The following is a 14,617-nucleotide window of genomic DNA, read 5'->3' as shown; positions in this document are numbered from 1 at the left end:
CCCAATAAGGCTGGTCCTGCATCCCCAGGATTCTGCGAAAGGGTAAGGTAGCCCGTTGCTGAACCGCCCCCTGGACGGTGTGTTCAGTCAGCGCCGAGGCGCATTCCCTGAAATCCCTTGAGGAGTGTTGTGATGAGTGGTTGGTTCGAGCTGCGCAAAAACAATGGTGGCACCTGGCGCCTGCGTTTGAAGGCGGCCGACGCGCAGACTCTGCTGGATGCGGGTTCCTATGAGGATCGTGACGCCGCAGAGGAGGCCATGTCCCTGTTCCGCGAGAACTGCGTGCATGAGGAGCGCTTTACCCGGCGCATCGATTCGAGCGGCAAGAACTACTTCAAGCTGCGGGCGGCCAACAAGGACGTCATCGTCCGGAGCCACCTCTATGATTCCGAGTCGAGCCTGCAGCAGGGCATCGAGACCATCATGCGGGTAGGCGCTACCCAGCAGGTCAAGGAAGCCTGAAACAGGCGGTGAACAAAAAAGGGCCCATCAGTGATGGGCCCTTTTTGTTTGGCTCAGTTTGGCGCAGAGCGAAGCCCGACGGGGCGTCAGGCAAGCTCCAGCCAGATCGGCGCGTGATCGGACGGTTTCTCCATCCCGCGCAGGTCGTAGTCGATACCGGCGTCCTTGATCCGCGCCTGTAGCGGGCTGGTGGCCAGGATCACGTCGATGCGCAGGCCACGCTTGGGTTCGTCTTCGAAGCCGCGGCTACGGTAGTCGAACCAGCTGAAACGGTCGTTCACCTCGGGGTTGAGGTGGCGGAAGCTGTCCACCAGGCCCCAGCTCTTGAGACGTGCCAGCCACTCGCGCTCTTCCGGCAGGAAGCTGCACTTGCCGGTCTTCAGCCAGCGCTTGCGATTCTCTTCGCCAATGCCGATGTCGTTGTCTTCCGGCGAGATATTGATATCGCCCATCACCACCAATGGCTGGTTCGGCTGGAACTGCTGCTCCAGTAGCACTTGCAGATCGGCGTAGAAGCGCTCCTTGGCCGGGAACTTGACCGGATGATCGCGGCTTTCACCCTGGGGGAAGTAGCCATTCATTACCGTCACCGGATTGCCTTGTGCATCGGCGAAGGTGCCGTAGATGAAGCGGCGCTGGGCATCCTCGGCGTCACCAGGGAAGCCCTTGGACAGCGATAGCGGCTCCTGGCGGGAGAGCAGCGCCACGCCGTAATGACCTTTCTGGCCGTGGTAATGAACGTGATAGCCGAGCTGGCGAATGTCGGCTTCCGGGAACTGATCGTCGGAGACCTTGGTTTCCTGCAGGCCGATCACATCCGGCCGGTGCTTGGCGATCAGTGCTTCGAGCTGGTGCGGACGTGCCCGCAGGCCGTTGATATTGAAAGAAACGATCTTCATCGCGAAGGCATCCTGGGAAAAGGGCGATGCTAGCCCAAGGCAGCGACCCCGGCCAGTCGCGTGGCCGGTCCGGGCAACTGGTGCTAATTTCGGTGTTGGCCCGACAAACCCATAACAAACGAGGTGCCGCGAATGCCTGGTTACATCCCCACTGCGCCGGTCGAAGTGCGCCTGCTGAACGGCGGCTATGCCCGCGAAGCCCGCTCGCTGCTGTACCACGCCTATCGGCATGAGCCGACCTTCGCCTACCTGTTCGAGGCCGAGCGCCCCGGCTATGACCAGCGCGTGCGCGCCACGGTGCGGGAACTGGTGCAGCAGCATTTTCTGGAAGACCTGCCGGCCATCGGCCTGCTGATCGAGGAGCGCCTGGTGGGGCTCGCCCTCATCGCACCGCCCCAGCGTCGCCTGGATATCACCGAAAGCTGGGGCTGGCGCCTGCGGATGTTGCTGACCACCGGCTTCCGTTGCACCCGCCGTTACCTCGACTACCACGACGCCGTACTCGCCTGCCTGCCGCCCGGTCCGTACCACGTGCTGCCATTGCTGGGCATTCACCCGGAATTCCAGGGGCGCCACCTCGGCGAGCAATTGCTGGAGGCGTTGCACAACTGGTGTGCCGACGACAACAGCTCCCAGGGCGTGGTGCTGGATACCGGCAACGTGCGCTATCTGGAATTCTACAAACGCCAGGGCTATGAGGAAGTAGGGGAGGTGGCGCTCGGACCGGTCGTCGAGCATGTGTTTTTCCATCCCAATCCGCGCCCCCTGGTTCAGGCCAGCGGCTGAGCGGAATTCACAGGTTGCCGTGTTAGCATGCCGCGCATGAATTTTTGCCAAGGATTGCGCGGCCCGCTGCTGCTGGGTCTGCTTTGCACGAGCTGTCTGGCGCTGGCCAAAGCCACGTTGGATGTGAAGGTCGAGCCTGCCAATGCGACGCTGAAGGCCAACATCGAGGCTTATATCGGCGCTCTTGGCGATCGTAACGAAGAGGCCCTGCGACGCTTCCGGCGCTCCGCCGAAGAGCAGGCGCAGCAGGCGGCCCAGGCGCTCGGCTATTACCAGACTGAAATCGACAGCCGCGTCGAAGGTGGCAAGGCCCCGTCCCTGCACCTGCTGGTAGTGCCCGGCGAACCTGTGCGGCTGCGCAACGTGGTGGTGCGGATCGAGGGCGAGGCCAGTGCGCTCAAGGCGTTCCGCGTGCCCGGGAGCAAGGCACTGAAGGCAGGTGCGCAGCTCAACCACGGCGCCTATGAAGACGCCAAGAAGCTGATCCTGAACCAGGGTCTGCGTTACGGCTTCTTCGATGGCCGCTTGACCCGCCAGCGGCTGGACATCGACCCGCGCGCTGGCGTCGCCGATATCGAACTGGTGTACGAGAGCGGTGCGCGCTACAGCCTGGGCCCGGTCAGCTTCGACGGCGACACCCCCTTCGACCCGGACCTGCTTTCCCGGCTGGTGCCGTTCCCGGTCAATACCCCCTACGACTCCGACCAGGTCGCCAGGCTCAGTCAGAACCTCCAGGCCAGCGGCTACTTCGATGAAGTGCGGGTGGACGCCAGTCCGGTGAAGGGTGGCGGTCGCCTGATACCGGTGAAGGTCAAGCTGGCCGCGGTGAAGCCGCGCACCGTGGGCCTGGGTGTCGGCTTCTCCACCGACGTGGGGCCTCGTGCCCGCGCCAACTGGACCCGCCACTGGATCAACCCGCAAGGCCACCGCCTCGGCACCGAAACTGAGGTATCGCCGGTGCGACAAAACGTCGGCGCGTGGTACGAGATCCCCCTGGACCCACCGCTGACGGACACCCTGCGCTTTTCCAGCGGCTTGCAGCGGGAAAACCTGGTGGACGTGGAGAGCCGGCGCTTCACCCTCGGCGGGCAGTGGCAGTCCAAGTTGCCCAGTGACTGGCAGCGGGTGGTTTCCCTGCGCTGGGAGCAGGAGGCCTTCGACTTCGGCGACGGCAGTGACGACGGCCGCAGCAGCTTCCTCATTCCCGGCATCAGCTATGGCGTGACCCGCAGCGACAACAAGCTCGACCCCAATCGCGGCTATTCGCTGCAGTTCGATGTCCGTGGCGCCAAGGAGGGGATTCTCTCCGACACCGATTTCACCTACGCCAGCGCCATGGCCAAGGGCCTCTATACCTTGCCGGGAGGCCATCGCGTCCTCGGCAGGGTGCAGGCCGGCGGCATCGCCACGACCGATTTCGATGCCATCCCGCCGTCCTTGCGCTTCTTTGCGGGGGGTGACCAGAGCGTGCGCGGCTATGACTATCAGACCCTGTCGCCCGAAGACCGCAACGGCAAGAAAGTCGGTGGCCGCTACCTGCTGGTGGGCAGCGCCGAGTATCAGTACCCGATTACGGAGAAGTGGCGCCTGGCAGCCTTCGTCGACCGTGGCAACGCCATGGATTCGCTCAATGCCGCGATGAAGACCGGCGCCGGTTTTGGCGTGCGCTGGGTATCCCCGGTGGGGCCGATCCGGCTCGACCTGGCCAAGGCACTGGATGATCCGGGCGGCTACCGCATTCACTTCTCCATGGGGCCGGAACTGTGAAGCGCGCGCTGAAGTACGGGCTCGCGGGGCTGGCCGCCGTACTGGCGGCGGTGGTAGCGATCCCGGCAGCACTGCTATTCACCGAGGCCGGTGGGCGCTGGGCGCTTGGCCATGTGCCGGGACTGGAAGTGGACGACTTCAGCGGTACGCTGGGTGGGCGCTGGAGCGCCACCCGGCTGTCCTGGCAGCAGGATGGCACCGCGCTGGAGCTGCAAGCACCATTGCTGGACTGGTCTCCCGCCTGCCTGTTGCGTCGCACCCTCTGTATCAATGAACTGGCCAGCGACAGCATCCGCCTCGATCTGCCGCCGTCCCAGGATGAAAGCAGCGGCGCCATCAGCCTGCCGGAGCTGCGCTTGCCGTTGGCGCTGGAGATCGGGCAGGTGCGCATCGGCCGTTTCCTGCTCGATGGCAATGACCAGCTCCAGCAACTGGTGCTGGTGGCGCGGTGGCAGGCGGATGGCCTTCACCTCGAACGTCTCAACCTGCGCCGCGATGACCTGGCCCTGGAACTCCAGGGCACGCTTCGCCCCGAGGGGAAATGGCCGCTGGCCGTGCAGGGCAGCCTGCAGCTACTCGCACCGGGAGATACGCCCTGGAAATTGGCGTTGAAGGCGGACGGGGATCTGCAGGGAACGCTTAAGCTTCAGGCCGACAGCAGCGGCTATCTCAATGGGCGCCTCGATGGCGAGCTGCGTCCCCTGGCGGAGAACCTGCCGGCCAGTGCGATCCTGAGGACCGATGGTTTCAAGGCCAGTGCGGACCTGCCGGACACCCTGACCCTCAATCAGGTAGTCCTCAACGCCAAAGGCGACCTCAAGGCCGGCTATGCCGTGCAGGGCAAGGCCAGCCTGCCGGGAGAAGGCGGCGCCGTGGCGCTGGATCTGGCTGGGCGGGTCGATGCCAAGCACGCGGATATTCAGCAGCTCCTGCTGACTGGCGACTCCCAGCAGACCCTGGCACTGCAGGGGCGCGTCGACTGGCAGCGGGAACTGGCCGTCGACAGCCACCTGCAATGGCGGGAGTTTCCCTGGCAGCGGCTGTTCCCCCAGGAACAACCACCGCCCGTGGACTTGCAGCAGCTCGATGCCGAGATGCGTTACGCCGACTCGCGATACGAGGGCCGGTTCGATGCCCGGCTCAAGGGGCCGGCAGGCGACTTCAGCCTCGGCAGTCCGGTGGCCGGCGACCTCGCCAGCGTCACCCTGTCGGACTTGTTGCTAAAGGCCGGGCAGGGCAAGGCCCAGGGCCAGGTGAAAGTCGATTTCGCCAACGGCGTGGGCTGGGACAGCCAACTGGCATTGAGCGAACTGGACCCCTCCTACTGGCTGGCTGAGCTACCCGGCAAGCTGGCGGGCAAGTTGCAGTCCACGGGCGCTTGGCGCGACCAGCGCCTGGAGCTGAATGCCGATCTCGACCTCAGTGGTCAGCTGCGCGGCCAGCCCGCGTTGCTCCAGGCCAAGGCTGAAGGCGCCGGCGAGCGCTGGTTGCTCAACGCGCTGCAAGTACGTCTGGGCGACAACCGCATCGAAGGGCGGGGGCAGCTGGACCAGAAGCTCAGCGGTCACCTCGATTTGGCCCTGAATCGCCTGGGACAGCTCTGGCCGAAACTCTTCGGCAAGGTCCAAGGGCGACTCGATCTCGCCGGCACACTGCAGGCGCCGCAGGGCAAGCTGGCACTGAGCGGCGAACGGATGGGGCAGGGCGACAATCGCCTCGACACGCTCAAGCTGGATGCCCAACTCGATGCCGCCCAGCGTGGCCGCGTCCAGTTACAGGTGGACGGCCTCGCATCCGGTGACAACGAGTTCGGCACCCTGACCGCCGATGGAAGTGGCGATCGGGTGCGTCAGCAACTGGAAATGAACCTCAAGGGGCCGATGCTCGATCTGCTACTGGCCCTCGATGGCAAGCTGGATGGCCGCAACTGGCGCGGTGAACTGGCACGCGGCGAGGTCCAGGCCGGTGGCCAGGACTGGCTCCTGGAAGCGCCGGCGCGGCTGGAGCGGCTGGCCGATGGCAAGCTGAACTTCGGCGCCCATTGCTGGCGGTCGGGCCCGGCGAGCCTCTGCGGCGGTGAGCAGCGCCTGATGCCTGAACCGAAGCTGGATTACCGCCTGCGCGACTTCCCCCTGGCCAGCCTCGCGCGCTGGTTGCCGGAGGACTTCGCCTGGCAGGGACAACTCAATGCCGACCTCAAGCTTGACCTGCCAGCAAGCGGCCCCAATGGCCGCATCACCCTGGATGCCGGCAGCGGCGTGCTGCGCCTGAAGGAGGACGATCACTGGGTCGATTTCCCGTACCAGCGGCTGCTGCTCGATAGCACCCTGCGTCCTCAGCGCATCGACAGCCAGTTGAGCTTCCGGGGCCAGGGCCTCGGCGAGCTGCAGCTGGACGCACGAATCGACCCGCGCCCGGCGAACAAACCGCTGTCCGGACAATTCCGCCTGGACGGGCTGGACCTTGCCGTGCTGCGCCCCTTTGTAGCCAAGGTGGAAACCCTTGAGGGCCGCCTGCAAGGCGCCGGCAGCCTGAGCGGCACCCTGCAGGCGCCTTATGTGCTCGGCAATCTGCGCCTTGTCGATGGCAGTATCGGCGGGGGCGACCTGCCCATGAGTTTCGAGGCCCTTGGCCTGGATGCCCGCATCGCGGGGGAGAGCCTGGAACTGACCGGCCAATGGCGCAGTGGCGAGCAGGGACAGGGCAGCCTTTCCGGCAACCTGGCCTGGGCGCGGGGCCTGGACCTCAACCTGATGCTGCGTGGCTCGCGGCTGCCGCTGGTGGTCGAACCCTACGCCAACCTGGAAGTGGAACCGGACCTGCGTATCGGCCTGGCAGGCGAGCGCCTGGCCGTGACCGGCAAGGTGCGGGTGCCGCGCGGCAAGATCAAGGTCCGCGAACTGCCGCCCCAGGCAGTCAAGGTTTCTCCGGACGCACGTGTGGTGGGTAACCAGCAAGACGAGCAGCAACCCCTGCAGATGAACATGAACGTGGATGTGGAAGTCGGCCAGGACCGCCTGCAGTTCTCCGGCTTTGGCCTCACCGCGGACCTCCAGGGCCACCTCAAGGTGGGCGACAACCTCACCGGCAATGGTGAACTGGTGCTGAAGAATGGCCGCTATCGGGCCTACGGCCAGCGCCTCGACCTGCGCCGGGCGCGCCTGCTGTTCGCCGGCCCGCTGGACCAGCCCTATCTCGATGTGGAGGCCGTGCGCAACGTGGGCGACGTCACCGCCGGCGTGCGCCTCAACGGCCGTGCCGACGAACCCAGTACCGAAGTCTTTTCCAACCCGGCCATGAGCCAGGAGCAAGCACTGTCCTATCTGATTCTTGGCCGGCCATTGAACAGCAGCGAGGGCGACGGCAACGCTGTGGGCCGCGCCGCCCTGGCCATGGGCCTGTCCGGCAGTGCGCCGCTGACCAGCGAACTGGCCCAGCGCCTTGGGCTGAAGGACCTGCAACTCGATGATGACGGAGCGATGGGGCAGATCACCGAGCGCCTGAGCATCCGTTATGGGCTCGGCGTGGTCGACTCCACCAGCGTCGTGGCGCTGCGCTACGAACTGACCAAGCGCCTCTACCTCGAAGCCGCCAGCGGCCTCGCGAGCTCGCTGGACCTGTTCTACAAGCGGGATTTCTAAGCGCGCATTGTGCGTACGTAGCAGGATGAGACCGATCCGGTGGGGTGCGCCGTGCGCACCAGCGGTTTGACGTGGTGCCGAAGCCGATCCCGGAATCGGTGCGCACAGCACACCCTACGGTCCAGGCGCGCATTGTGCGTGCGTAGCAGGATGAGATCGATCCGGTAGGGTGCGCCGTGCGCACCAGCGGTTTGACGTGGTGCCGAAGCCGATCCCGGAATCGGTGCGCACAACGCACCCTACGGCCCAGGCGCGCATTGTGCGTACGTAGCAGGATGAGACCGATCCGGTAGGGTGCGCCGTGCGCACCAGCGGTTTGACGTGGTGCCGAAGCCGATCCCGGAATCGGAGCGCACAGCGCACCCTACGGCCCAGGCGTGCATTGTGCGTACGTAGCAGGATGAGACCGATCCGGTAGGGTGCGCCGTGCGCACCAGCGGTTTGACGTGGTGCCGAAGCCGATCCCGGAATCGGTGCGCATAGCGCACCCTACGGTCCAGGCGCGCATTGTGCGTGCGTAGCAGGATGAGACCGATCCGGTGGGGTGCGCCGTGCGCACCAGCGGTTTGACGTGGTGCCGAAGCCGATCCCGGAATCGGAGCCACGTCGGCAATGAGTCGATGCCAAGGCGCGTCCATCACCTGCTCTTCAAGCTTCGCTCTTCCCACCAATCCCAGGCCTTGAGTGCTCCACGGGCTGCCCGGCCACCCACGAAAGCAAGCGTGTCAGTCGGCATGGGGATGGATTTCCTGTTCACGATCCAGAAATCGGTGAGCTCGGTTTTCCTGCCATTGAGCAGGTCTGCGATCGTTCGGCCGTTGAGGTGTGTCAGCGCTACGCCGTGGCCAAAGCAACCGCCTGAATAGATGATGCGTTCGTCATCGATGAAGCTGATCTCCGGCACCATGTCGGTGTTCACCGAGACAGGGCCGCCCCATCGATAGGCGATGCGCACGTCTTTCAGTTGCGGGTATATCCACTTCAAATGGGCTTCGCAGTGCTTCCAGCTCATGGGCGAGGGCACTTCGTCCGTGGCGTCCGTCCGGTAGACGATCGCGTCACCGCCCCCCATGACGATGCGGCCATCCACGGTGGGGCGATAGTAATGGAGCATCTGGCGGTTATCGCCAAACGCCTGCCGTTCCTTCCAGCCAATGCTCTTCCACTGATCGGCACTGAGCGGCTCGGTGACAACCTGGTAGGTCCAGAGCGGGAATTGCCGAGTCTTGAGTCTGCGGGTGTCTGGAACCTGCCGTGAGTAGGCATTGGTCGCAACCACGATCTTGTCGGCCGTAACTTTGCCGCCCGGGGCTTTGACGATGATGGCCGACGCAGTCCTTTCGATATGGGTGACAGGGCTGGTTTCGTAAATTGAAACGCCGGCTGACTCTGCCAGACGCTTGAGCTCGCGGACCTGTTTGCAGGGGTTCAGATACCCGGTGTCGGATTCATAGATCCCGCCGATAAAACGTTCGGAATGGAAGTCCTGCTGAACCTGAGCCTTGTCCTGCCATTTCAGGTCGCCATCGATGCCGAGTTCCTGGAGCAATTGATAGGTCTTTTGCAGACGACCCAGCTGCATTTCGGAGTAGCTGATGCGAACCAGGCCGGTATGGCGGTAATCCGATTGAAAGCCGTTTTCCTCGATCAGGTTCCTGGTATGGGCCACCGCCATTTTCAGATAGTGGTGAGCATCGATCACTTTCTGCCTGCCCCAGCGGAGCAGCACCATCTCCGGCTCCAGGCCAAAGAGCTTCGTGCTGAAACCCGCATTGCGGCCGCTTGCGCCGAAGCCTATGACCGCAGCCTCCAGCACCACCACGCGAGCGTTGGGGTTGTCCTTCTTGAACTGCCAGGCGGTATTCAACCCGGTGTAGCCGCCGCCGATGATCGCCACGTCCACCTTCAGGTTTTCCGTCAGGGGCGGGTTGGGTGAGTAATGCCCGTAGTCATGCTGCCAAAAGGATTTGTCATCGGACTGTGGGGCTGTCTTGTCGGTCATGCTTTCGATCTTTTTATTGGTGCATGGCTTCGCCATGTTCTTGGGAAAGCAACGTCGTTGGAGTCCAGTTGGCTCGCGGGAAACGGATGGCAGGTGTGTGATTGAGGCGGTACTCAGGGTAGCGGGCTGCTCAAGCGATGAATTGGCAGGGGGTGCCAGAACTTTCAGCAGTGCACGCCATGGAGAAGCTCCGGTGCTTGCCGGATACAGGAGCAAGCACCTGACTGGGGAGGGTCAGTGCCGGGAGCGGTTGGCGGCGCGGTATTGTTGCGGCGACTGACCGGTCCAGCGCCGGAATGCCCGAGTGAAGGAGCCTGATTCGGCATAACCGACCAGCAGGGAAATCTCCGTCATGGAGTAATCCGAATCCTTCATGTAGGCCAGCGCCAACTCTCGGCGCACATCTTCCACCAGCGACGAAAATTCTATCCCCTGTTCCTTGAGGCGACGCTGCAACGTGCGCCGACTGACGCCCAGCTGTTCGCAGATGCCGACCAGCGAGGGCGCGCCGCTGCTCATGTCCGCTGCGATCATCTGGGTGATCTGCAGCAGGAGTTCGTCCGGTATATAGCGCTCCTGGCGCTCCTTTTCGAGGTAAGGCTCCAGTGCCTTGTACAGGCGCTCGTTGCCATGCGACACCGGTAGTTTCAGCGCCTCGATGGGGAGGTAAAGGCGATTCGCGGGCTGATTGAAGTAGAGCGGACACTGGAAGATATGCTTGTGCTCCGACAGGTCAGCTGGCCGGTCATGCTCGAAGTCGACGCGAGCGGGCTTTATCAGGCCATTGGTGATCAGGTTGATGTGTCGAAACAGCGAGGCAATCGCGAACTCGGCGTCCTGCCGTCTGTGAATGACGGTGGGGTCGGAAATCTGGTAGTCGACGTAGATGAAGCGGGCGTCCGTCTCGTACTTGAACGTCGATTCCTGTGCGAAGACTACGATGAACTGGTGAAGCGTCCTCAGGAATTTTTCGACGCTGGGGGCGCAGTGCAAGGCATGTCCGAGCGCGCCGAAATCATCCGCTTCCGTCTGGTTGCCGAGCACGAGGCCGATGTTGGGGTTCGACGTTCCGGCAGCTTCCCAGAGCGCGACGTACTGCTCGCCAGGTATCTCGACGTCCGGTCTTTCCAGTAACCGGGTATCCAATCCGACCGCGTCGAGATGTGGCGCGAAGACTTCGCTGAAGCGGCGGAAGAAATTCTCGGAGAGGACCGTACGCACTGGTTTCATTTGTTCCACAGCCTTTCTGGTTATGTCGTCGCCGATCCCTCGTCGCCAGGCATGCCTCTTGGGACACCTCGACCAGGTCGGTGCTGGAGGTGCGCCTGTTCCCCCCGCTCGCGGATGTTCGTCGGCTCAGCCAGCCGGCGCGGATCATCCTCCGCTCGTGGCCGAAGGGCAATGTGTCGTGGCCCTGTCGGCGGTCGCCGCCTGCCCGGTGCTGGCGCTCTGCGAAACTCGTGGCACCAGATGCCAAACGGGCTGGCGCAAGCGGGCAAGCCTTGGCGCCGGTGTTCCAATAGTTTTGTTGCCAGGTGAGCCTGAAGATTTTGGCCAGGTCGTGATGACTGGCCTTGTTTTCCCGGCGCAAGCAGGTCGCTCATCCAAACAAGAACAAGATTAGCGGGGCCAGTTCGATGACCGCAACGACACCCAATACCGACTCGATGCCGGTATTCACGCAGCACGTCCTTTCCATGCCTCGGGCCTCGCCCTCCCGCTGACCCTTCGTGTCCGCGGAGTGCCGCGTTCCTGAAAGATCACAACAAAAACCTCAGGAGAACCCCATGAGATTCTTCCCGCGTTCCTTGCTGGGCGGCGCACTGTGCGCGCTGTTCGGCGCGACTGGCCTGCAGGCCGCTCCTTCCGTCGACCCGAGCCGCCTCGGCAGCGACCTCACCCCCATTGGCGCCGAGAAGGCCGGCAATGCCGATGGCAGCATTCCCGCCTGGGACGGCGGCCTGACGAAGCCGCCGGCCGGCTGGTCCCCGGGCCATGGCGACCCCTTCGGCGCCGACAAGCCGCTGTACTCCATCGACGCCAGCAACGTCGCCCAGTACCAGGCGCAACTGCCGGAAGGGCAGGCCGCGCTGATCAAGACCTATCCGGGCTATCGCCTGGACGTCTACCCGACCCATCGCAGCTGCGCTGTCCCGGCCGAGGTGGCCGAGCGTACCCGCGCCAACGCCGGGCAGAGCCGGATCGGCAGCGGTGGCTGGCGCCTGGAGCAGGCAGTGGGCGCGGCGGTGCCGTTCCCCATGCCGCAGAACGGCGTGGAAGTGCTGTGGAACTTCAAGCTGCGCTACATGGCCAAGGCGCGCCGGGCACAGCTCTCGCTGCTGATGCGGGAGAAGGGTGGCGACCTTTTCGAAGTGAAACAGTGGGCTACCGAGTACTACCCCTATAACGACCCGGCCGTGAAATCGCCGGCCGATACCGACGACATCGAGGCCAAGCTGCTGTACGACGTGCTCTCGCCGTCGTCGCGCGCGGGTGAGATGTACCTGCTGCACAGCCTGCTGGACCGCCCCCAGGACGCCTGGATCTACTTCCCGGGCCAGCGTCGGGTGCGCCGCGCGCCGTCCTTCGCCTACGACAACCCCGTCGCCGGCAGCGACAGCCTGTACTTCGTCGACCAGATCAACATGTTCACCGGCGCCCTGGACCGCTACGACTTCAAGCTGATCGGCAAGAAGGAGATGGTGGTGCCCTACAACTCCTACAAGCTGGTGGACAAGGCCAACAAGTACAAGGACCTGATGGGCGCGGACTACCTGAACCGCGATGTGCAACGCTACGAGAAACACCGTGTCTGGGTGGTCGAGGCGACCGTCAAGAGCGACAAGCGCCATTCCTTCGCCAAGCGGGTGATGTTCTTCGACGAAGACAGTTGGAACCTGCTGCACGTGGACATGTACGACGCCAAGGGCAATCTCTGGCGTGTGCAGGAAGGCAGCCAGTGGGCCGATCCCGGCATCCAGGCCTGCACCAGTTTCGAGTACGTCAGCTATGACCTGGTGGCGCGCCGCTACCTGGCCGACGGATTCACCCAGGAAGGCGAGGTCCTCGACCTGACGGCGGGCCTGGAAGGGCGCGTTACCGACAGCCTGTTCAATCCCAGCGAACTGCGCCGTCGCGGCGAGCGTTGATCGGACCGGAGAACCCCTCGATGAACCACCACAAACAATGCGGTACCCCGACACCGCAAGGGACCCCGTGCGTCCGCAATCTGCTCGCGCTGGCCGTGATGGCGGCTTCCGGGCTGCTCTGGCCGCAGCAGGGACAGGCGTTCACCTTTGGCTCCGAGGACGGCATCTCGGGCAGCTTCGACTCGACGCTTTCCTATGGCTTCGCCACCCGTCTGGAGTCCCCGGACTGCCACCTGCTGGGCGGCGACAACGGCGGGTGCAACACCGGCACCCGCAACGAACTCGGTCGCTTCTACAACCTCGACCGGGGTAACGGCTACGCCAACGCCGACATCAACTACAGCAACGCCGACGACGGCAACCTGAACTACCACAAGCACGACGTGTTCTCCCATGTGATCAAGGGCACCCACGAGCTGAGCCTGAAGTTCGGCGATGGCTGGAGCGCCCTGGGGCGCGTTGCCTGGGCGAAAGATTTCAAGATGGACGACACGCGCCGCACCGAACTGGACGACCAGGCCGAACGCGACGCCACCGAGCGCTTCGACCTGCTGGACCTGTGGGTGGCGAAGGGCTTCGACCTCGGCGACATGCCGGCCAAGGTCAAGGTCGGCAACCAGGTGATCAGCTGGGGCGAGGAGATCTTCGTCACCGGCGGCATCAATCAGATCAACGCCCTCAGCCTGCCCAAGTACCACACGCCGGGCACCCAGCTGAAGGAGGTGTTCATCCCGGCGCCCATGGCCTCCTTCAACCTCGGACTTACCGACACCCTGAGCCTGGAGGCCTACTATCAGTTCAAGTGGAACGCCTACGGCCTGGACCCGGTGGGCACCTACTTCTCCACGGCGGATGTGGTGGGGGAGGGGCGGCGTCCGATCTATTACCCCAGCGGGTATGTGGACGGCATCCTCGGCGCGGGGACCTGCGCCGCCGTTACGCCCACCGGTCACTGTGGCGATCCGCTGGTGAGCGGCCTGGACGACGCCACCCTGGTAGCCGCCGGGCTGGCCATTCCCTACGGGGGCGAGCGTGAGGCGAAGAACAGCGGCCAGTACGGCGTGGCCCTGCGCTGGACCGCGGAGAGCATCGAGACCGAGTTCGGCTTCTACTACCAGCGCTACCACGACAAGCTGCCCTTCGTCGGCTACACCGCGCTGTCCAACCCGGACAACCTGGTGGTGGACAACTTCTTCATCAACTACGGCGAGGACAAGGACCTGTTCGGCCTGTCGATGAACACCATGGTGGGGCCGGTGGCCGTGGCCGGCGAGCTGTCCTACCGACCCGACGACAGCGTTGGCATCGACCCCACGGTGCCCTTCGGCCAGGCGTTCACCGGCAGCTTCAACAAGTTCAGCGTGTTCGACGCCGGGGTGCACAAGGGCTTCGTCGAAGAGAAGAAGTGGCAGGCCGACGTCAACGCCATCTACACCTTCTCCGCAAACGACCCGCTGGGCTTCATTCCCAGCAGCCTCGGCGCCTCCGACGGCTTCATCCTGGCCGAGGCCGTGGTCGCCCACTACCCGGACCTGGATACCTCCGGCCAGACGCCGTACTTCCTGCCGGATTACTCGCTGCCGGACAAGACCAGCTGGGGCTATGTGGCCGAGATCGGCATCAACTACCCGGACCTGTTCGGCACCGGCATCACCGTCACGCCGCAGCTGGACTTCAGCCACGACGTCAACGGCACCACACCCAACGCCATGCCCTTCGTCGAGGGGCGCAAGTCGCTGACCACCTCGCTGTTGTTCAACTACCGCGACCGCTGGAAGGGCAACCTGCAGTGGGTGCAGTACTGGGGCGGCGGTGACAACAACCTGATGGCCGACCGCGATTTCCTCGCCGGCAGCCTTTCCTACTCGTTCTGACCCAGCGGTGGCCTCGGGGCGCGTCGGCCGGAGCCAA

At 64.2% G+C, this 14,617-nt stretch carries 9 protein-coding genes; 6 read left to right on the top strand and 3 right to left on the bottom strand.

Translation table 11 applies throughout. The annotated features are described in order from the left end of the window. Positions 1-132 precede the first annotated feature (132 nt). Positions 133-462: a YegP family protein gene (locus THL1_RS15565; protein WP_069084077.1), complete on the top strand. Its 330-nt coding sequence runs from the start codon at positions 133-135 to the stop codon at positions 460-462. Positions 463-548: 86 nt separating this feature from the next. Here THL1_RS15565 and xthA read toward each other — a convergent pair whose 3' ends face one another. Then, positions 549-1,361 carry an exodeoxyribonuclease III gene (gene xthA / locus THL1_RS15560; protein WP_069084076.1) on the bottom strand — a complete coding sequence of 271 codons (813 nt, stop codon included), beginning with the start codon at positions 1,359-1,361 and terminating at the stop codon, positions 549-551. Positions 1,362-1,493: 132 nt separating this feature from the next. On the opposite strand from xthA, the gene THL1_RS15555 reads away from it, so the two are divergent. Genes THL1_RS15555 through THL1_RS15545 form a run of 3 tightly spaced genes read left to right on the top strand, consistent with a single transcriptional unit; the run spans position 1,494 to position 7,555 of the window. Continuing rightward, positions 1,494-2,147 (top strand): GNAT family N-acetyltransferase, encoded by a 654-nt coding sequence (locus THL1_RS15555; RefSeq protein ID WP_069084075.1) that lies wholly within the window; start codon positions 1,494-1,496, stop codon positions 2,145-2,147. A gap of 36 nt (positions 2,148-2,183) precedes the next feature. Next, positions 2,184-3,914, top strand: coding sequence for an autotransporter assembly complex protein TamA (locus THL1_RS15550; RefSeq protein WP_069086531.1), 1,731 nt, complete (start codon positions 2,184-2,186; stop codon positions 3,912-3,914). Continuing rightward, complete coding sequence (locus tag THL1_RS15545) at positions 3,911-7,555, top strand: translocation/assembly module TamB domain-containing protein (protein ID WP_069084074.1); 3,645 nt, start codon at positions 3,911-3,913, stop codon at positions 7,553-7,555. The genes THL1_RS15550 and THL1_RS15545 overlap by 4 nt, the downstream gene beginning before the upstream one ends. 637 nt (positions 7,556-8,192) lie before the next feature. Here THL1_RS15545 and THL1_RS15540 read toward each other — a convergent pair. Together THL1_RS15540 and qhpR are read right to left on the bottom strand one after the other, a co-directional pair. Then, the gene (locus tag THL1_RS15540; RefSeq protein WP_069084073.1) at positions 8,193-9,557 is read right to left on the bottom strand and encodes an NAD(P)/FAD-dependent oxidoreductase; all 1,365 of its coding nucleotides are present in this window, start codon (positions 9,555-9,557) and stop codon (positions 8,193-8,195) included. Positions 9,558-9,791: 234 nt separating this feature from the next. After that, positions 9,792-10,787 (bottom strand): AraC-like transcriptional regulator QhpR, encoded by a 996-nt coding sequence (qhpR, locus tag THL1_RS15535; protein WP_069084072.1) that lies wholly within the window; start codon positions 10,785-10,787, stop codon positions 9,792-9,794. A gap of 557 nt (positions 10,788-11,344) precedes the next feature. Here qhpR and THL1_RS15530 point away from each other — a divergent pair. Together THL1_RS15530 and THL1_RS15525 are read left to right on the top strand one after the other, a co-directional pair. Beyond that, entirely contained in the window at positions 11,345-12,706 is a 1,362-nt protein-coding gene (locus THL1_RS15530) for a DUF1329 domain-containing protein (protein ID WP_069084071.1), read from the top strand. 20 nt (positions 12,707-12,726) lie between these two features. Continuing rightward, positions 12,727-14,580, top strand: coding sequence for a DUF1302 domain-containing protein (locus THL1_RS15525; RefSeq protein ID WP_069084070.1), 1,854 nt, complete (start codon positions 12,727-12,729; stop codon positions 14,578-14,580). Positions 14,581-14,617: the final 37 nt, after the last annotated feature.

Source organism: Pseudomonas sp. TCU-HL1 (genome assembly GCF_001708505.1).
GTDB lineage: Bacteria > Pseudomonadota > Gammaproteobacteria > Pseudomonadales > Pseudomonadaceae > Metapseudomonas.
This window is presented reverse-complemented; position numbering and strand designations above follow the sequence as displayed.